Below are 18,782 nucleotides of genomic sequence, written 5' to 3'. Positions count from 1 at the left end.
CTTGTCTTATTGTGACACGTGTTATATGTAAATTTTTATTAAAAAATTTATATTCATGTTAAGAAAAATCAAATGATCGAACCACAGAGGCACAGAGAACACGGAGAGAATATTTGGCTAGCTTTGGAGATCGGAAATTCTCGGTTGCACTGGGCGTTATTTAAGGGTGAAACTCTAGATTGTGCTTGGGATACTGACCATCTAGCTGAGTCTGTTATACAGCAATTGGCTAAATCTCAAACCCTAGATGATTTATCAAAGAAACAATTTCCCCCCCTCTGCCCCTCTGCTCCCCTGCCCCCCTGCCCTCTTTTCCTCGCCTCCGTAGTTCCCAGCCAAACAGCTATTTGGCAAAGTTATCCCAACGTTCGCGTTATTACCTTAGACCAAATACCACTCCAAGGTGTGTATCCCACATTAGGAATCGACCGTGCTTTAGCTTTGTGGGGTGCGGGGAAAACTTGGGGTTTTCCAATGTTGGTGATTGATGCAGGAACAGCGCTAACTTTTACGGCTGCGGATGTTAATCAGTGTTTAGTCGGAGGTGCGATTCTGCCGGGATTAGGCTTGCAATTTGCAACTCTCAGTCAACAAACAGGACAATTACCATTAGTTGAAATTCAAAATCTTGCATCTATACCACCACGTTTTGCACTCAATACAACAGAGGCAATCCAAAGTGGTGTAATTTACACTTTCGTAGCTGGAATTAAAGATTTTATTCAAGCGTGGTGCAATTTATTCCCTGATGGAAAAATTGCAATTAAAGGTGGCGATCGCACTTTAGTATTAAACTCTCTGCAAGCCTTATATCCCGACATTGCAACACATTTAATTATGGAACAAAATTTAATTTTTTGGGGAATGCGAGAAATATTGATGGGTAATCAGAAATAGCAATAGGAACTTTCACACTTTTTTAAAATACGTAACTCGCATATCTCCAATGCCCAATGCCCAATGCCCTATGCCCAATTCCCTTCAACAAACTCTCGAATATCCATCGCTACATCCCCGGCACAAGATTGTGCTAAGTCATTTCCGGCATGGGCAATCATTTTCAACTCGACTTTTGGAGTTAGTTGAGCATAAACTTGACTCTTGGCTAAAGCATCTGGTGTATCAAGGCCACCTTGTAAAATTAACACTGGGACTTCGATCGCGTAAAGCCGTTTTTGTAATAATTCCGCCTCAATTTCTGCTTGTCGGCGTTTGAAAAGCAACTGACAAGCTATCGGGTAACGCAACAAATCCTGACGTAATTGCAAATCCTGTGTAATTTTTTCATGCCAACCCAGGATTTTAGTTAAGGTAATTAGCGATCGCAATAATTTAATCACTAAGGGCGGATAATTTAATAATCGCCGCATCTTCCGACAATACTCTTCTTGCCCTGCTATCTCTACACCCTCAGGTGCTAACAGTACCATACCATTAACTTTCTCTGGATACTTTAGGGCATAGCTAGAAGCAATCCAAGCCCCAAGAGAATGCCCCACTAAATAAACTTTTTCTAGCTTGACAGCTTGCAAGAACTCAGCTAAACACTCGACTTGTAAATCAATCGAATGATGAATATTAGGATTCTCCGACTCACCAAAGCCTAACAAATCAGGTGCAAAGCAATGGAAATTCTCTGCAAGGGACTCCATCACAGATAACCATTGACTGCTATCACTCCAAGCACCATGTAAAAAAATTACAGGAATTTCTGCACCTGCTTCACGCCAAAATAATAGCCCTTGAGAAAGCTTTCTTCGGGAGTTACGGAATAGTGTATCCATTTTAATTTAGTAGTTAACCTTGCACCATAATAAATAGTCATTAGTCATTGGTCATTAGTCATTAATCGTTCGTGAATAAACAAAGGACAAATGACAAATGACAAATAACTAATAACAAAATATTATTATGCCAATGTTGTCAAGCCATTCAAGTAGTCTTGCAACTGTCGAGTATGGTCGTGAGACATCTGTCCTGGAGGTAGAAAGTTGAGATCGAAAGCTTGGATTTCCATCACTTCCAAAACATCTTTAACTTCCATTGTCCCACGTACCTCAGCTTCAACCACAACACAAATTGAATGCATTCTAGGATCGCGGTCTGGCGAGGAGTAAACCCCTACTAAACGGTTAATTTTCACTAATTCGAGTCCAGTTTCCTCCATCAATTCCCGGCGGACTGTGTTGGGAACATCTTCTCCCCAATCCACAATACCTCCAGGTAATGACCAAAGGCCATTGTCGCGCCGCCGGATCAGTACGATCCGACCATCAGGTAAAATTGGGATGATACTAGTGCCAGTAATGGGATGACGAAATATAATACCCAATACTGTTTGTCCAATACGCCATAAGTTACGTGTGGACTGTACAGCTGAAGGAAAAAAAGCAATAACGTTCAATCTTCAAAATTAATGTGTTGTATTTAATATTTCTCTACCACTTACATAGGCTCAACTAATGAAAATTAGGTTGAGTTTTGTTTTATACAAAAATGTTTGTGGGTTGAGATTTTATTCCCACGATTTACGTAGAACACTCCCAATTCTAACATCAAGTTTCCTTCAGAAGCACTGTATTTATATATACATAATATTTGTTATTAGTCATTAGTTCTTTGTCCTTTGTTTATTCAGTAATGACCAATAACTAATAACAAAGCGCAAAGTCTGAGCGCCGGCTTCCGGCGCTTCGCCAACGCTAAGAGCGAACAGAACTTTGTAAGAGAGGACAAATGACCAATCATTTAGAATTGCTATATTACTCAACTAAGCCTAATTAAACTTTTTGCTGAATAAATAATATTAGTTTTTTTCCAAAAACAACAACTAATTAGCTAATCTACATATATTTGAGATATTTGAATCTCAGAAACGATATTTTTTATCTAGGCTGCCAGCCAGATAATCCAATATTCTTATTGACATAAGAAGGTTGAATGCGGTAGACTAGAACACTGTTTAAAGCGTATAGATTAGTCACTAGGCTACAAGTATATCAATAACATTAGTAGCTGATATTGCCTACGTCATGCCTAGTTGCGATTTTTTTGTTGTTTATTAATGAGGTGAACATGGCTAAGCGCCGTAACCCGAAAAAAGAAAAGGCGCTACGGAACCAGGCATATGCCCGGAAGTTTCGTAAACGGACTACCACAGGAAGAATGCAAAGAAGGTTCCAACAAAGACCACCGAAGAGTGAGGAAGATGAGGGCGCAGCAGCAATTGATGCTGAGTAAGTTGCCTGTTAATATACTTACTTTTTAAGTCTTTTAGAATTTGGGGGCGTACACTTGTACGCCCTCAATTATTTTGGGGCATGGGGCATGGGGCATGGGGCAATACGCTTGGGTTAAGGGTTATTGACGTAGAATATTGGTCTTGAAGACGCGATGAATCGCGTCTCTACATGAGGGTTTTGGGCTTAACTGAACTGTATTGGGGCATGGGGAGGTGTGGGAAGCTTTTTTCTAATCTCCCCACACTCCCCCATCTCCCTCATCTCCCCCATCTCCCTCATCTCCCTCATCTCGCCGCGTCCCCGCGTCCCCACTCCCCACTCCCCACTCCCTACTCCCTCTCTTCCCCAATTTCAGCGCGGGCGGCTATGAGTGCTTCATTTACTTGTGCAAAGCCGGTGCCGCCGTAACTGTTGCGGGCAGCCACGACTTGGCGGGGGGATATGGCCTGATAAATATCTGCGGCAAATGCTGGATGTAGTTGTTGCCACTCGTCCAATGTCAAATCTTTCAGGAGTTTACCTGCGGCAATACTGGTTTTTACGACTTTACCCACGAGATTGTAAGCTTCTCGGAAAGGGACACCCCGTGCTGCTAGATAATCTGCGACATCGGTGGCATTGGAAAAATCTTCGGTTACGGCTTCGGCTAAGCGGTGGGTACGAAATTCCAAGCCTTCCCCTAGCAAAATTGTCATTGCTTCTAGAGAGGCTTTGACTGTGTTGACGCTATCAAATAAACCTTCTTTATCTTCTTGCAGGTCTTTGTTATACGCCAGGGGTAACCCTTTCATAATCACCAACATTGCCTGGAGATGACCGAATACACGCCCTGTTTTTCCCCGCACCAATTCTGGGACATCGGGATTTTTCTTTTGGGGCATGATACTGGAACCAGTTGCACAGCTATCTTTGAGGGTGACAAAGCGAAATTCTTCAGATGACCAAAGAATGACTTCTTCTGCAAGGCGGCTGAGGTGAACCATGATTATGCTAGCAGCACACAAGAATTCGATCGCAAAATCGCGATCGCTCACTCCATCGAGGCTGTTAGCATAAATTTTGTCAAAATTCAATAGTTTGGCTGTGTAATGGCGGTCAATGGGGAAAGTAGTTCCGGCTAAAGCACCACACCCCAAAGGTGAAATATTCACCCGGCGAGAAACATCACTGAGGCGTTCCCAGTCCCGTTGCGCCATTTGAAAGTATGCCAGGAGATGGTGAGCTAAACTCACAGGCTGGGCGCGTTGCAGGTGAGTATAGCCAGGAATTAAAGTTTCAACGTGTTTTTCGGCTATATTTAGCAGAATGCCTTGAAATTCCCGCAATTTATTTTTGATTTGTTGGATTTGGTCACGCAGGTAGAGTCTGGTATCAGTGCCAACTTGGTCATTACGCGATCGCGCTGTATGCAGTTTTTTACCCACATCACCGACAATTTCCGTCAATCGTCGTTCAACTGCAAAATGCACATCCTCAGCATCCACACCAGGCTGAAATTTTCCCTGGCGGTACTCTTGGCGAACTTCTTCTAAGCCTGCAACTAGTTGCTCACCTTCTTCTTTGGAGATAATGCCCGTGTGAGCTAGCATCTTGGCATGAGCTTGAGAACCAGTCAAGTCATATTCTATTAATTCAATATCAAAATTTATACTGGCATTAAAACGAGCGATCGCTGGATGTAATGCTGATTCAAACCGCTGACTCCAAGTTTGTTCTTTAGTCATAGATATGAGGGATTGGGCATTAATTTTGGATTTTAGATTTTAGATTTTGGATTAATCTAAAATTTAAAATCCAAAATCTAAAATTACTTTAACCGTAGCTAGTTAGATTCCGAATGATATAGCCAATGACTAAACCAATCAACAATGCCCAAACTTGACCTGTTTGTATAAAATGGTTCCAAGCTTTTTGCATCTGACCCATCAAGTCTGGGTCAGTAATTGTTTGTGCTAGTACTGTCGAATTTACAGGCAAATGCCAAAGAAACTGAGATATAAAATCGCTGTAATGGCTCATATTTGGTGATTGAGAAGTTCGGGTAGCAAATTTCAGTCTCAGTTTATTTATGAAAAAATTACTGATACAGCAGATTTCAAGGAAAGTGAAATACACAACGATTCGTCTGTTACCCAGGTATAAAGCGTGTTTTACTCCTGAATTCTGTATTCTGAATTCTGAATTCTGCTGTAAATACTGAAATCTTGGGTATGACTTTAATGTCTTAACTCAAGATTCAGGCGATGCCAACCGCAATTTCTCGGCTGTCCGCAAAATTTGCCCTGCCAAAACTGCTGCGCCAAAACCATTATCGATATTCACTACACCTACTCCCGCTGCACAAGAGTTGAGCATTGTCAAGAGTGGTGCTAAACCGCCAAAACTTGCGCCATAACCGATGCTGGTGGGTACAGCAATCACGGGACAATTGGCTAAACCAGCAACAACGCTGGGTAAAGCGCCTTCCATCCCCGCTACGACAATCAACACCGATGCTGAATCGATGAAGTGACGATTACTTAATAAGCGGTGAATCCCTGCAACGCCCACATCCCAAAGGCGCTGTACCCGAAAACCAGAAAGTTCAGCGGTGACAGCGGCTTCTTCAGCAACGGCTAAATCGGCGGTGCCAGCAGAAAGAATGCCGATTTCGCCCTGAAATTGTGGTTCGATGGTAGGAGGAGCGATCGCACAAATTCGCGCCAATTCGTAATATCGCAAACCAGTAACTTTTGCTTGCAGTGCGCCATAAACTGCTGCTTCAATGCGAGTCGCCATCACAACTGGGTTGCGGAGGCGCATCACCTCGATAATTTGAGCAATTTGATCGGGTGTTTTCCCAGGGCCCCAAATCACCTCTGGGAAACCAGTTCTTAACTGGCGATGGTGGTCAATTTTGGCAAACTCACCCACACTTTCATAGGTTAAGTCTTTGAGAGAGTCTAAAGCTATATCTGGGGAGACTTTACCATTGGCAACTGCTTCTAAGAGCGATCGCAAAGATTTTTCATCGGTCATCGGTCATTAGTCCTTTGTCATTAGTCATTAGTCATTAGTCCTTTGCAAATAATTAATGCCCAATGCGCCATGCCCCATTACTAATCGGTTACTTTCAGTTCGTAGAGGTTCCAGAATGGCCCACCAAGAGCAGTATACTGAATGCCTTGGAAGCGATCGCGGACTCCTTGCAAATTCAATCTTTCCACCAAATGAATAAACGGCAACTGTTCTGAAGCGATGCGCTGATATTCGTAGTAAATTTCTTTCCGCTTGTTTTCATCTAATACCTGTGCGCCTTTAATATAAAGGCTATCAATTTGTTTTTCCCAATCAGAAACTTCCCAACCAGTTAGCGGCGGATCTCCAGGTTGTGCCCCTTGATTAAATGCGTGAGATGCACCAGCAATTCTCCAGATATTGCTAGCACCGTGGGGTTCAACACCGCCTCCAGCAAAGCCTCCAAGGTAACAATCCCAATTTTGTGTAACTTTCAGTTTTTCTAAATAAGAATTGAAACTGAGGATTTGCAAATCAACCTGAATCCCAATTTTCGCAAGATCTCGTTGAATTTGAGCTGCCATATCTCCTCTGACTTTTCTTTCGGAATTCGTCAAGAGTGTAAATCTAACTCGGTTGCCATCAGCATCTAAAAGTTGATTTTGGGCATTATATTTAAACCCAGCATCTAACAGTAATTTTTTCGATTTTTCGGGTTCATAATTATATACCCTTAACCCTTTTTCTGGAGGAAGAAAGTAGGGACTTTTCACATAAACAAATGAATTTTGTAACTCACCCAATCCTCGGTAAGCATTTATTTTCATTGTTTCGCGGTCTAGTGCATAGGCTATAGCCTGTCTGAATTCCTTTTGATTAAACCAGCGGGATTTGATGGGATCTACTAAAAAATTCCCCTGAGAATTCTTAGCTTTATTGAGATTAAAAGAAATAAAAGTTGTACTTGTATCTGGTCCACCATTATAAATTTTAAACTTCGCTCGTTTTTCTTCTCGTTTCAGCAAACTAAAACCTTCAGGAGGAATTTCTAAATCATCTAATTGTCCAGAGCGAAAACTAATCAATTGGTTTTCAGTGGATTCAATAATTTGCCAAACAATACGCTCAATATAAGGCTGAGGATTCCCCTGAGCATCTTTGCGCCAGTAGTATGGATTGCGTCGAAATATAACTCGCTGACTGGGAACATAACTTTCCATTACATAAGGACCGTTACCAACAATTTGTTTTGGATCGGTGCCTGTTCCCCACATTGAAATAAACTTAGGATTTCCACCAGATTCAGTTGTGCGAATCGCTTCCTGTAGAACGTGGGCTGGCATAATTGGGATACCACCTACATATCTTAAAAAAGGAGCAAACGGTTCTTGTATGGTGAATTCAACTCGACGCTCATCGATTTTATTCACCTTTGGTAAAGTGCCCTTTTCGCCAACTCTTAAAGCATCTTTTAAAGAAGTAGGAATTTTCGGATTGAGGTAGATTTCGTTATAAGTAAAGACAACATCATCAGTAGTCATTGGCTTACCATCTGACCACTTAATTCCTTCTCGCAGGGTAATTACAACCCGCTGTGCATCTTCAGAAACTTCCCAAGATTCTGCTAAACCAGGTTCTAGTTTTGTGGTTATGGGATTTTCATTAATTAATGAATCATAGAGGAAGCCAAAAACGCTGTATGCTGACTCATTCAAAGCATAATTAAAAGTTGAAGGCTCACTCAAAACTGCGCTAACGATTTGTGGCACTTGAGCAGCTGGGGTTTTGAAGTTGCCGGGGTTGCAGGCGGTAACTAAAAATGCTATTGCTGAAGTCAGAATTATTGACAACCAAAAGCGCTTAATTGTAAAAAAGATGGATGGTGATTTCATAGAATTAAATCTATTGTAATTTTGTCTAATTAGTGGCAATGCTATAAGGTGTAGGCGGAACGTAAGTTATTATTATTTGAAATGTTAACAAAGATCCGGGTCATCGATACCGCCTGTTTGCGAAAGTGATTTAGGGGAAGTACAAATAGCAAATATTTATCCAATAATTCTAAATAAATAATATATGTAATATATGTAAATTTTTATATTAAAATTATACATTGCTGAATAACTCTGATATTAATGATCACAGAAAAGCTCTTGGAGGCTAATTTTTTATGAAAAAACACCTTTTAGCGATTGGCGTCACCAGTGCATTGTCTACTATAGCTTTTTGTGGAGTAGCTAATGGTAGAATAATCAGTAACGGCATTAGTATAAACGGTGTCAGTATAAACGGCTCTAGTATAAACGGTTTTACCTTACAAAGAACCCAACTGCAAAGCCTCAAAGTTGAAGGTGGACAGTTGGTAGCTGTAAAAAGGGTTGAGGCTAAATAGCTGTTATTCTAGGGTTTAGGCCCCAATTTATAATTACATAAAAACTGTTGGAGGCTAACTTTCTTATGAAAAAAAACCTTTTAGCGATTGGCATCACCGCTGCATTGTCTACTATAGGTTTTTGTGGAGTAGCTAATGCTAGAATTGCTTCAAACGGCACCACTATAAACGGTTTGACCTTGCAAGGAACCCAACTGCAAAGCCTCAAAGTTGAAGGTGGACAGTTGGTAGCTGTACGGAGGGTTGAGGTGAAATAGCTGCTATTGTAGGGTTTAAACCCCAAATTAGTAGCATTTTACCCACGAAAATAAGATTTGATATCAGTCTCATATAATTAACGGCACACCCTTTTATCCTCTGTGAAACTGTAGGTTAAAAGGGTTTGTGTCTAATTTTATTTAATTTTTTATTTCTCAGATAACTGTTTTAACAGATAAGGTAATGCACGTCTAAATTGCATAACTACTCGTGGTGGTCGTTGACTGTTAACTGTTGACTGTCAACGGGAGCCAGTGCGTTGCGGGGGTTCCCCCCGTTGAAGCAACTGGCGTTCAACGGTCAACAGTCTAATCGAGCGGAGCCGGAGAAGCTCCGCCTCCGGTCAATGTGCAATTTTTATGTGGAACTGCTTAAAGGTTTATTTATTTGGTATAAATCAGAATGTTCTTTATTGGAGCATTCAAGCTATGAAAAAACTACTTATAGCTAGTCTAATTATCGTCTTATTAATATCGCTTCTAAGCTGTGGGAAAATTCTTCAACCACAGCCAAAACCATCAAAGGCTAGTGAAAAAACTGTCATTATTAAAGGTAAAGATTTAAAAGGGTTAGAGTTAACAGCATTTGATGAACAGGGAAGAAAACAGAAATTTCAAATTAAAGATGTAGAACTAGATCCAAAAGATCCAGACAAAGAGATATATCTTTATACTGTTTTCTATCAAGATCAAACTGATTTTCAATGGAAAAACTTATGTCAGCCCGATGTCAACAAAGTTGCTAAGGCTATTTCACTTTCAGGTTCGTGGGATGAAACCGGAAAACATATAGAATCAACTGATATTTTCACATTTGGTTGTACAAATGGTGCGTTAGCTAAATGCGTTCGCTTTGGCTATAAGCCTTGGAAAAGCTTCCAAGGAAAACCACTCCGAGACTATCACCAAGCTTGTACTCGCATGGTACGTGCTGATTACTGCGGTAACGGTAAACCTCACACTAAAGATGGGATTTTAATTGATGTATATGATGTGCTAAATATTCAAGAACCAACTCCCAGCAACAAGATGGTTTTTGAGGCAGCTTGGCAAACAGACGGGGCAACTTGTATTAATCATCCGAGATTGTTTGATAAATTATCTGAAATTCGCCAAGAATGCCCGAATAAGCTAACTGGTCGGATGAATGAAAATGGTAGTTGTGAAACAGCAAAAAAAGCGCAGCAAACTTGGACTAGTACTTTACTTTTTAATGACTCATTGGTGCGAAAACCCTAGAATAAATTCTGAGTTTTTTGACATCATCCTATCGTTATTCTTGCAATAGTAAGACTACAGCATAAGCACATATACCTTCTTCTCGTCCAACAGGACCTAATTTTTCATTGGTGGTAGCTTTGATGCCAATTTGGTTTGGTTCTAATTCTAAAACTGTCGCTAATTTGTCGCGCATTTTGTGAATATGCGGTTTTAATTTGGGACGTTCTGCCACTACCACCGAGTCAATATTTCCCACCTGCCAACCTTGCTCCAGAATTAGCTGATTTACTTGAGTTAATAGTATTAAACTATCTGCTCCCGCCCATTGGGGATCGCTAGGGGGAAAATAATGACCAATATCCCCCAAAGATAATGCCCCAAGCATGGCATCCATAATGGCATGGGTAAGTACATCAGCGTCACTGTGACCCAACAAACCGAGTTCATGGGGAATTTGAATTCCTCCTAAAATTAAAGCGCGATCGCTCACCAGTCTGTGAATGTCGTAGCCGTTACCAATACGAATTTTAGTCATTTGTCATTTGTCATTGGGCATTTGTCATTTGTCATTTGTCATTGGGCATTGGGCATTGGGCATTGGAGTGCTGAGTTATTTTCCCCCTGCTCCCCCTGCCTCCCCTGCTCCCTCATCCCTCATTCCCCATTCCCCTTCCCCTCCTCCCATTTTTCCAGGAGATCGGGACGGCGATCGCGTGTTTTTTGAATTTGTTGTTCGTAACGCCAGCGTGCAATAGCAGCATGATTTCCAGACAGCAATACCTCCGGCACTTTCAAGCCCCGAAAATTTGCTGGGCGAGTATATTGGGGATAGTCCAATAACCCCTCCTCAAAACTTTCTGCTGTCAAGGACTCTGTTTTGGCTACGGTTCCTGGTAAAAGTCGCACTACACCGTTAATTAAAGCCATTGCTGGAATTTCGCCACCAGTCAGAATAAAATCTCCTAAAGATACTTCACGAGTCACCAAATGCAGCACCCTCTCATCTACTCCTTCGTAATGCCCACAAATCACCACTAACTGGTCATAATTTGTTGCTAATTCTCGCAACAAAGGTTGATTAATTGTTTGACCCTGTGGACTCATCAAAATAACTTCTCTTCGAGGTAGAATCGGCAGCGACTCCACAGCACTGAAGATTGGTTCTGGCTTCATTAGCATCCCTACGCCGCCACCGTAGGGTTCATCATCGACCTTACGGTGCTTGTCAGTTGTAAAGTCCCGCGGATTAATCAGATGCACTTGGGCAATCTGTTTGGCTAAAGCTTTACCCAGCAACCCAGAGTTGAGAACCGAGTGAAAACAGTCAGGAAAAAGTGTAACTATATCAAAACGCACAGTAATTCGTATTCAAGGACACTAATCTTAAATTTGAATGTCTAGCAAACACAAGAAGCCAATGTTGGGTCAAACTACAGTTAAACTTTATCAATAGTATCTAAAAGTACCAGGAGTCTTGGATTTTAGATGGGATCTAAAGTTTTTCTAATTACTTAATTTATGTTTAAATGTTGTCACAACTACATTTAAATTAATAATCATATCAAGTTAACAACTTTCAGGATGCATCGAGCCAGCCTCAGAAAAAAGCGTGGTCTTACCTGTTCATCCCCAATGCCAAAGGGGAAAACTGACAATTTCATGCCAGTTTATTCTCTTGACTCAAATACTAGGCAAACAAGTCGGCAAAACCGACGGCACTTGCTAACCTTTGGGAATGCTAAGGGCGAACAACTTTGCGAAAGTTCAAGGGCGCAATGTCTCTCCAAGGCACTGGCTCCAAAATGGGGGGCAACCCCACCAAAGAAGTGTCCTCCCTAGCTTACTAAGTAAGGACTATTTTGCCAGTCTGGAAGTGTAAAGGTGAAAAACAAGGCGCTAGCAGCAGAGTCAGGGCAGCGGACACGTTTAAACTGAGGCATCGTGTGCGTTAAACAAGAATTTGGAACTGTAGCCCAGGAGAATCCAAACTTCACCAAAGTGTCCTCTCAAAAGTTGCAAAGCGCAAAAATCATCAGGCTTCTGATCTTGTTTAAATTCACCTGAAGTTGTTGACAGGAGAAACACAATGCCGGAATTAAAAGCTAAATCGCTGGAAATGAGGACACCCCAAGCAACGAAAACCGCCGTTCTAGTTATCGGAGGCGCAGAAGACAAAGTTCACGGGCGCGACATCCTAAGAACTTTTTTTGGACGTGCCGGTGCTAGTAAAGGCTATATTACAATTATTCCATCTGCCTCTCGTGAACCCGCTATCATCGGTGGTCGGTATATTCGGATTTTTGAAGAAATGGGTGCCCAGAAGGTAGAGATTTTAGACATCCGCGAACGGGAACAGTGTGAAGCCTCCCAGATCAAAGCATCCTTAGAAGCCTGTAGTGGGGTATTTTTGACAGGAGGAGACCAACTGCGTCTCTGTGGCGTATTGGCAGATACGCCAGCGATGGAAATTATCCGGCAGCGGGTGAGGTCAGGGCAACTTACCTTAGCAGGCACCAGTGCCGGAGCAGCAGTGATGGGGCACCATATGATTGCTGGCGGCGGTAGTGGAGAGTCGCCAAATCGTTCTTTAGTGGATATGGCAACGGGTTTGGGATTTATTCCTGAAGTCATTGTTGACCAACACTTTCATAACCGGAATCGGATGGGACGGCTGATTAGTGCGATCGCAGCTCATCCCGATCGCTTGGGTATTGGCATTGACGAAGATACTTGTGCTGTGTTTGAACGTGATGGCTGGCTACAAGTTATGGGTAAAGGCAGTGTCACCATTGTTGATCCCACTGAGCTAACCCACACCAACGAACCCCATGTCGGTGCTAACGAACCCCTAACGGTGCATAACTTACGTCTGCATATCCTCAGCTATGGCGATCGCTTCCACCTGTACCAGCGCACTGTATTGCCTGCTGTACACCGAATCTCCAGCTGACGGGATAAAGTATCTGAGGTTACACTGAGTTGACCAGAAATTTTAGATTTAAGATTGGGGATTTTAGATTAAAACAGCTTTTTGGTTTATGGTTTGCCACAAAGTCGGCGAAACAAATCTCAAAAAAGCTCGTTTTGCAGCGTAGCGTTATCCCAACTCGGCTTACCTACGCTATGGTAAATCTAATAATTCTAGGAGCTAAGTACCCTTGTGGTCTCTTTCAATTTAAAAGACGCTCCCGGACACGGCTTAGCTTCGCTATCATCAATCTAAAATCCAAAATTGGTTGACCGCTCATTTATTTTTTGCTGTAGAAAAATGATGAGAATACCATGTAAAAAGAAAAAACTGTTTGCGATGAACAGTTTAGCGGTCAATTCCAGTAAGAAACTAGAATTTTGGTTCCGAATCTCCATCTACCTATTCCCATGAGAATCCTCAAGATCCAGACCTTACGCGGCCCAAACTACTGGAGCATTCGACGCCACAAGCTGATCGTCATGCGCCTCGATTTAGAAAACCTTGCCGAGACGCCCTCGAATGAAATCCCTGGCTTTTACGAAGGATTAGTTGAGGCGCTGCCAAGTCTGGAGGGTCACTATTGTTCCCCTGGCTGTCGTGGTGGTTTTCTGATGCGAGTGAGAGAAGGCACGATGATGGGCCACATCGTGGAACATGTAGCACTAGAACTCCAAGAACTAGCGGGAATGCATGTCGGCTTTGGCCGCACTCGTGAAACTGCTACCCCTGGAATTTACCAAGTAGTGATTGAGTACTTGAATGAGGAAGCGGGACGTTACGCTGGACGAGCAGCGGTGCGGCTGTGCCAGAGTATCGTCGATCGCGGTCGCTATCCCAAAGCAGAACTAGAGCAAGATATCCAAGACCTGAAAGACTTCAGCCGTGATGCTTCCTTAGGGCCTTCTACGGAAGCGATCATCAAAGAAGCCGAAAAAAGAGGCATTCCCTGGATGGCTCTGGAAGCCCGCTTTTTGATTCAGCTAGGCTACGGCGTCAACCAGAAGCGAATGCAGGCAACAATGACTGACAACACCAGCATTCTCGGCGTAGAACTAGCTTGCGACAAAGAAGCCACCAAACGCATCCTCGCAGCCGCTGGTGCCCCAGTACCCAGAGGCACAACGATCAACTTCTTGGACGATTTGGAAGAAGCCATTGAATACGTTGGTGGCTATCCCATTGTTATTAAGCCCCTCGATGGCAACCACGGACGCGGTATCACCATTGATATCAGAACGTGGGAAGAAGCTGAAGCTGCCTATGAAGCTGCTAGACAAGTTTCCCGCTCAATTATTATCGAAAGATATTATGTTGGCCGCGACCACAGGGTACTGGTAGTAAATGGCAAAGTAGTGGCAGTAGCCGAACGCGTCCCAGCTCATATCATTGGCAACGGCAGATCCACCATCGCCGAATTGATTGAAGAAACTAACCTTGATCCAAATCGCGGCGAAGGGCATGATAACGTCCTGACCAAGATTGAACTAGACCGCACCAGCTACCAACTCCTAGAAAGACAAGGCTATACCCTAAATAGTGTGCCACCCAAGGGCACTATTTGTTATTTGAGGGCAACGGCAAACTTGAGTACAGGTGGTAGTGCTGTAGACCGTACCGACGAAATTCACCCAGAAAACCTTTGGTTGGCACAACGGGTAGTGAAAATTATCGGTTTGGACATCGCCGGCTTAGATATCGTCACCTCGGATATTAGCCGTCCTCTGCGGGAAGTAGATGGCGTGATTGTCGAAGTTAACGCCGCTCCCGGTTTTAGGATGCACGTCGCCCCCAGCGTTGGCATTCCCCGCAACGTCGCTGGCGCAGTAATGGATATGCTGTTTCCCAACGAACAATCTAGCCAAATTCCGATTCTCAGCGTTACAGGTACCAATGGCAAAACCACCACTACTCGACTCCTAGCCCATATTTATAAGCAGACTGGCAAAGTAGTAGGTTATACTACTACCGACGGAACTTATATCGGTGATTACTTAGTAGAATCTGGCGATAACACAGGCCCCCAAAGTGCCCACCTCATCCTGCAAGACCCCACAGTGGAAGTAGCAGTACTGGAAACGGCTCGCGGTGGGATTCTCCGCTCTGGGCTGGGTTTTGAAGCTGCAAATGTGGGTGTAGTGTTAAATGTAGCCGCCGACCACTTAGGAATAGGCGATATAGATACCATCGACCAGCTAGCTAACCTCAAGAGCGTAGTCGCAGAAGCCGTATTTCCTGATGGCTATGCAGTACTGAACGCCGACGATCGCCGCGTCGCCGCCATGTCAGAAAAAACTAAAGCCAACATTGCTTACTTCACCATGAATCCCGACTCGGAATTGGTGCGGAAGCACATTCAAAAGGGCGGAGTCGCAGCGGTATATGAAAATGGCTATCTGTCCATTGTCAAAGGCGATTGGACACACCGTATAGAAAGAGCAGAAAATATACCTTTAACAATGGGCGGGCGGGCGCCATTTATGATTGCCAACGCCTTAGCGGCAAGTTTGGCAGCCTTCGTGCAAAACGTCACAATTGAACAGATTCGTGCTGGTTTGAAGACCTTCCGGGCTTCCGTGAGTCAAACTCCGGGACGGATGAATTTATTTAACTTAGGCAGCTACCACGCTTTGGTAGACTATGCCCACAACGCGGCTAGTTACGAAGCAGTGGGCGCTTTTGTGCGGAATTGGACGACGGGACAACGCATTGGCGTCATTGGAGGTCCTGGCGATCGCCGTGATGAAGATTTTGTCACCTTAGGCAAACTAGCAGCGCAAATTTTTGATTACATCATCGTCAAAGAAGATGATGACACGAGGGGAAGGCCACGGGGATCGGCTGCCCAGTTGATAATTCAAGGCATTAACGAAGTTAAGCCTGAGAGTCGCTATGAATCAATTTTGGATGAAACACAAGCGATTAACAAAGGCTTAGACATGGCACCAGATAACAGCCTGGTGGTGATTTTACCAGAAAGCGTGAATCGGGCAATTAAATTAATTAGAGGGCGTGGTGTAGTTAAAGAAGAGACACACCAACAAAATACTGGTACAGCGATCGTTGATTCCCAAAATGGAGTTGCACCTTCTTCTGTAGTCAATACATTGCTGTAGTCAAAAGTCAAGGGTTAAAAATCAATCAATTTTGGATTTTAGATTTGCGATAGCGCAGCATAAACCCTTCTCTTCTCTAAGAGACGCTTTCAGCGAACGAGCATCTTTTAGATTGACTGTGCCCACTCTGGGGATACAGCTTGGGGATTTTAGATTTGTTCCGCCCACAAGGAGCAGGGCTTGTACCAAAGAAATAATCCCAAATCCAAAATCTAAAATCTAAAATTGGCACGGTCAAGCATCTCAAAGATTTTCACCCTTGACCCTTGACTATTGTTTATCTTGTTCCGGATTGGTTTCGTCACTGGGAGTTTTCATCTCCTCTTTAAAGCCACGTAGGGTTTTACCCAGTGCAGTTCCCAATTCCGGAATTTTTTTTGGGCCAAAAATTAAAATAGCTACTATGGCAATTACACTTATTTCCGGTAATCCCAGTCCAAACATATAAGTTTCCTCTACAGCATCTGTAATTAACTATAAACATTCATGGGCAAAGAGGGCACTATCACATAACGACTGCCTCTTGTTTTCTGCTATGGTAATTTTAATGATAATTATTATGATTAAAGTCTGATAAATAAAACTAAAGTTGACCTTGGCATAATTCAAGAAACGTTATTATTTACCCTATTGCCTATTGCCTATTTTTTCTACCGATTTTCGCTCTATTCTTTGGTAATTGATAAACCTAACCAATCACTTAATTCATGAGCCAGCCATTGAACCTCTGCTTCCGAGTTCATACTACCACCTGCACCACACAACTGATATTTGCGCGTTCCTGCCCAAATAGTTAGTTGGGGTGCAACTTCGATTTTTGCACCGAGAAAGCCTGTTTGAGAGTGTTTTGGGATGTAAACCAGCTTAGTAATATTATTTCTGGCGACTGGACGAGGACGATGGAGTTTAAATCCCAACATTTCCCAGGTTAAAGCAATTTGTTGGCGATCAATCCGTAGACGGATGCCCAAAAACAAAGCAAACAGGACTGTGTTTGCCATTAAAAAGCTAGCGCCCCAAAAAGGGAGTGATATCAAACTCAAGATGAAGTTTGCAGGAAAAGGCGTGACCATAACACAGTCATTTTTTGATACTTGAGTCTGGAGATATATCTAAATTCAGCTGGAATTACTCCCTTGTAATCTCAATACCTAACCAAGACTTCAACTCGTGAGCTAGCCATTCCAGTTCTGCTTCAGATTTGATCCCACCATTAAAACCACCCAGTTGATACTTTTGTATCCCTGCCCAAATTTCTAATTGCGGTGACACCATTGAGCGACTTCCATCAGAGTCTTGAGTAAAGTGTTTAGGAATGTAAACCAGCTTGCTGATATTTTCTCTCGGCGATGGACGGGGACGATGGAATTTAAATCCTAATAACTCGTGGGTTAGAACAATTTGCTGCTGATTGATACGCAATCGAACCCGTCTGAATAGGGCAAACACAAAGGGATACGCTATTTGAAAACCAGCACCACAAAAAGGAATTGAGAACAATACAAAAAAGAGATTGAGAGGAAAAGGGATTAAAATAGCGAAAATTGTGAAAAAAAGGAATATCGAATTCCAAGTAATCGCAAATACACTTGTAGACAATAGTGAAACGTGAAAACCCACCGGTGGAATGAGAATTTCTACAGAATCCCTATTTTTGGTGAGTTGAATCTTACTACCAGGTGGTTTGCCAACAGTTAAAGCCGTGGTGTTTTCAAACTGGACTTTATTTAAAGCTTTCAGTACTTTAAGTGCAGAACTAAAACGCTTTTCTAAAGTGGGTTCAGTCATCAAGTGTAAAGTGCGAGTCAAACTCCGACTGAGATTAGCTACTTGTTCAAACTGAATGCGAAAATCCTTTTGCGGTAAATCCGCTGGGTGAGTACCCGTCACCAAATAAATTAACGTCGCGCCTAAACTATAGAGATCAGAAGCCGGAACGGTGCGCCCACCAAATTGCTCCTGTGGCATATAGCCATAGGTTCCCACCACAGTCCTAGTCCCGGTTTCTGTAGCTAGGAGAGTTTGCACCGAACCAAAATCTATCAGATAAATTTCACCGACATTATTACCAGAGAGATGCCTCCGGTAAGCCGCCCTTGGCGCGTCTACGCCCAATAAAATATTGCTAGGCTTAATATCACGATGGATTACAGGCGGATGCAACCCATGTAAGTAAATAAGAATTTCTAAAATAGCCTTGGCTATCTGTTTGATTTCAGCTTCCGTAAAAGTCCGCCCAGTTTGTAAGTATTGCTCTAAAGTTTGTGCTGGGATATAACTCTGTACTAGAGCAAATCCTTTGATTGTAGGTAAATTTACTTCAAAATAGTCTAAATACTCAGGAATAGAGGGATGTGATAAAGATTTTAGGGTTTGGGCTTCCCGCTCAAACAGCTTGAGATCATCCCATTCAAAGTCACTACTAAAAGAGAGTAACTTGATAACGACTAATTTCTGAGTTTTCAAGTCACGAGCTAACAGCGTCCGCCGCCCTGCTTTTTTTCCTAATAGCTGCTGAACTTCGTAAAGTTCGCCTAATATTTCGCCAATCATTATGGTTTGTTATAAGGCTAAAGAAAGAAAAATCTT

The 18,782-nt window shown here is 42.8% G+C and carries 18 protein-coding genes; 7 read left to right on the top strand and 11 right to left on the bottom strand.

The window, feature by feature from the left end:
• The first annotated feature begins 72 nt into the window (after positions 1-72).
• Entirely contained in the window at positions 73-897 is an 825-nt protein-coding gene (locus tag IQ276_RS05075; RefSeq protein WP_235115447.1) for a pantothenate kinase, read from the top strand.
• A gap of 68 nt (positions 898-965) precedes the next feature.
• On the opposite strand, the gene IQ276_RS05070 is transcribed toward IQ276_RS05075, so the two are convergent.
• A complete protein-coding gene (locus IQ276_RS05070) occupies positions 966-1,784 on the bottom strand; it encodes an alpha/beta fold hydrolase (protein ID WP_193925295.1) in 819 nt (272 codons plus the stop codon).
• A gap of 125 nt (positions 1,785-1,909) precedes the next feature.
• The gene (locus IQ276_RS05065) at positions 1,910-2,404 is read right to left on the bottom strand and encodes an NUDIX hydrolase (protein ID WP_193925292.1); all 495 of its coding nucleotides are present in this window, start codon (positions 2,402-2,404) and stop codon (positions 1,910-1,912) included.
• 671 nt (positions 2,405-3,075) lie between these two features.
• Here IQ276_RS05065 and IQ276_RS05060 point away from each other — a divergent pair.
• Entirely contained in the window at positions 3,076-3,240 is a 165-nt protein-coding gene (locus IQ276_RS05060) for an Asl3888 family RNA-binding protein (protein WP_009457656.1), read from the top strand.
• Between the two features lie 331 nt (positions 3,241-3,571).
• On the opposite strand, the gene argH is transcribed toward IQ276_RS05060, so the two are convergent.
• The 4 genes from argH to IQ276_RS05040 form a co-directional block, all read right to left on the bottom strand.
• Entirely contained in the window at positions 3,572-4,966 is a 1,395-nt protein-coding gene (argH, locus tag IQ276_RS05055) for an argininosuccinate lyase (RefSeq protein ID WP_193923984.1), read from the bottom strand.
• Between the two features lie 88 nt (positions 4,967-5,054).
• On the bottom strand, positions 5,055-5,261 hold the full coding sequence (locus IQ276_RS05050) for a hypothetical protein (protein ID WP_193923980.1): 207 nt from the start codon (positions 5,259-5,261) through the stop codon (positions 5,055-5,057).
• Positions 5,262-5,471: 210 nt separating this feature from the next.
• A complete protein-coding gene (larB, locus tag IQ276_RS05045) occupies positions 5,472-6,260 on the bottom strand; it encodes a nickel pincer cofactor biosynthesis protein LarB (protein ID WP_193923977.1) in 789 nt (262 codons plus the stop codon).
• An 80-nt stretch (positions 6,261-6,340) separates the two neighbouring features.
• Positions 6,341-8,131, bottom strand: a complete 1,791-nt coding sequence (locus tag IQ276_RS05040) for an ABC transporter substrate-binding protein (RefSeq protein WP_235115446.1) — start codon at positions 8,129-8,131, stop codon at positions 6,341-6,343.
• Between the two features lie 278 nt (positions 8,132-8,409).
• Here IQ276_RS05040 and IQ276_RS05035 point away from each other — a divergent pair, with 278 nt between their 5' ends.
• The 3 genes from IQ276_RS05035 (at position 8,410) to IQ276_RS05025 (ending at position 10,127) form a co-directional block, all read left to right on the top strand.
• A complete protein-coding gene (locus IQ276_RS05035) occupies positions 8,410-8,631 on the top strand; it encodes a hypothetical protein (RefSeq protein WP_235115445.1) in 222 nt (73 codons plus the stop codon).
• Positions 8,632-8,696: 65 nt separating this feature from the next.
• Positions 8,697-8,888 (top strand): hypothetical protein, encoded by a 192-nt coding sequence (locus IQ276_RS05030; RefSeq protein ID WP_235115444.1) that lies wholly within the window; start codon positions 8,697-8,699, stop codon positions 8,886-8,888.
• A gap of 429 nt (positions 8,889-9,317) precedes the next feature.
• Complete coding sequence (locus tag IQ276_RS05025; protein WP_193924691.1) at positions 9,318-10,127, top strand: ADYC domain-containing protein; 810 nt, start codon at positions 9,318-9,320, stop codon at positions 10,125-10,127.
• A 34-nt stretch (positions 10,128-10,161) separates the two neighbouring features.
• On the opposite strand, the gene ispF is transcribed toward IQ276_RS05025, so the two are convergent.
• The gene (ispF, locus tag IQ276_RS05020; protein WP_193924685.1) at positions 10,162-10,644 is read right to left on the bottom strand and encodes a 2-C-methyl-D-erythritol 2,4-cyclodiphosphate synthase; all 483 of its coding nucleotides are present in this window, start codon (positions 10,642-10,644) and stop codon (positions 10,162-10,164) included.
• Between the two features lie 119 nt (positions 10,645-10,763).
• Positions 10,764-11,465 carry a tRNA (guanosine(37)-N1)-methyltransferase TrmD gene (gene trmD, locus IQ276_RS05015; protein ID WP_190876233.1) on the bottom strand — a complete coding sequence of 234 codons (702 nt, stop codon included), beginning with the start codon at positions 11,463-11,465 and terminating at the stop codon, positions 10,764-10,766.
• 730 nt (positions 11,466-12,195) lie between these two features.
• On the opposite strand from trmD, the gene IQ276_RS05010 reads away from it, so the two are divergent.
• Entirely contained in the window at positions 12,196-13,059 is an 864-nt protein-coding gene (locus tag IQ276_RS05010; RefSeq protein WP_073641765.1) for a cyanophycinase, read from the top strand.
• A 428-nt stretch (positions 13,060-13,487) separates the two neighbouring features.
• Positions 13,488-16,193 carry a cyanophycin synthetase gene (gene cphA, locus IQ276_RS05005; protein WP_193919932.1) on the top strand — a complete coding sequence of 902 codons (2,706 nt, stop codon included), beginning with the start codon at positions 13,488-13,490 and terminating at the stop codon, positions 16,191-16,193.
• A gap of 270 nt (positions 16,194-16,463) precedes the next feature.
• On the opposite strand, the gene tatA is transcribed toward cphA, so the two are convergent.
• The 3 genes from tatA to IQ276_RS04990 form a co-directional block, all read right to left on the bottom strand.
• On the bottom strand, positions 16,464-16,637 hold the full coding sequence (gene tatA, locus IQ276_RS05000; RefSeq protein ID WP_190876231.1) for a twin-arginine translocase TatA/TatE family subunit: 174 nt from the start codon (positions 16,635-16,637) through the stop codon (positions 16,464-16,466).
• A 221-nt stretch (positions 16,638-16,858) separates the two neighbouring features.
• Positions 16,859-17,194: a hypothetical protein gene (locus IQ276_RS04995; protein ID WP_193919930.1), complete on the bottom strand. Its 336-nt coding sequence runs from the start codon at positions 17,192-17,194 to the stop codon at positions 16,859-16,861.
• A 127-nt stretch (positions 17,195-17,321) separates the two neighbouring features.
• Positions 17,322-18,746, bottom strand: a complete 1,425-nt coding sequence (locus IQ276_RS04990) for a serine/threonine protein kinase (RefSeq protein ID WP_193919928.1) — start codon at positions 18,744-18,746, stop codon at positions 17,322-17,324.
• Positions 18,747-18,782 lie beyond the last annotated feature (36 nt).

Origin of the sequence: Desmonostoc muscorum LEGE 12446 (assembly GCF_015207005.2) — a bacterium.
Taxonomy (GTDB): Bacteria; Cyanobacteriota; Cyanobacteriia; order Cyanobacteriales; family Nostocaceae; genus Nostoc; species Nostoc muscorum.
This window is presented reverse-complemented; position numbering and strand designations above follow the sequence as displayed.

What these genes read in the sequence shown, in the direction of transcription:
- larB (WP_193923977.1), bottom strand. Translation starts at nt 6,260, where the DNA reads ATGACCGATGAAAAATCTTTGCGATCGCTCTTAGAAGCAGTTGCCAAT.
- IQ276_RS05060 (WP_009457656.1), top strand. Translation starts at nt 3,076, where the DNA reads ATGGCTAAGCGCCGTAACCCGAAAAAAGAAAAGGCGCTACGGAACCAG.
- cphA (WP_193919932.1), top strand. Translation starts at nt 13,488, where the DNA reads ATGAGAATCCTCAAGATCCAGACCTTACGCGGCCCAAACTACTGGAGC.
- IQ276_RS05075 (WP_235115447.1), top strand. Translation starts at nt 73, where the DNA reads ATGATCGAACCACAGAGGCACAGAGAACACGGAGAGAATATTTGGCTA.
- IQ276_RS05035 (WP_235115445.1), top strand. Translation starts at nt 8,410, where the DNA reads ATGAAAAAACACCTTTTAGCGATTGGCGTCACCAGTGCATTGTCTACT.
- IQ276_RS04990 (WP_193919928.1), bottom strand. Translation starts at nt 18,746, where the DNA reads ATGATTGGCGAAATATTAGGCGAACTTTACGAAGTTCAGCAGCTATTA.
- IQ276_RS04995 (WP_193919930.1), bottom strand. Translation starts at nt 17,194, where the DNA reads ATGGCAAACACAGTCCTGTTTGCTTTGTTTTTGGGCATCCGTCTACGG.
- IQ276_RS05010 (WP_073641765.1), top strand. Translation starts at nt 12,196, where the DNA reads ATGCCGGAATTAAAAGCTAAATCGCTGGAAATGAGGACACCCCAAGCA.
- argH (WP_193923984.1), bottom strand. Translation starts at nt 4,966, where the DNA reads ATGACTAAAGAACAAACTTGGAGTCAGCGGTTTGAATCAGCATTACAT.
- tatA (WP_190876231.1), bottom strand. Translation starts at nt 16,637, where the DNA reads ATGTTTGGACTGGGATTACCGGAAATAAGTGTAATTGCCATAGTAGCT.
- IQ276_RS05030 (WP_235115444.1), top strand. Translation starts at nt 8,697, where the DNA reads ATGAAAAAAAACCTTTTAGCGATTGGCATCACCGCTGCATTGTCTACT.
- IQ276_RS05025 (WP_193924691.1), top strand. Translation starts at nt 9,318, where the DNA reads ATGAAAAAACTACTTATAGCTAGTCTAATTATCGTCTTATTAATATCG.
- IQ276_RS05070 (WP_193925295.1), bottom strand. Translation starts at nt 1,784, where the DNA reads ATGGATACACTATTCCGTAACTCCCGAAGAAAGCTTTCTCAAGGGCTA.
- ispF (WP_193924685.1), bottom strand. Translation starts at nt 10,644, where the DNA reads ATGACTAAAATTCGTATTGGTAACGGCTACGACATTCACAGACTGGTG.
- IQ276_RS05040 (WP_235115446.1), bottom strand. Translation starts at nt 8,131, where the DNA reads ATGAAATCACCATCCATCTTTTTTACAATTAAGCGCTTTTGGTTGTCA.
- IQ276_RS05050 (WP_193923980.1), bottom strand. Translation starts at nt 5,261, where the DNA reads ATGAGCCATTACAGCGATTTTATATCTCAGTTTCTTTGGCATTTGCCT.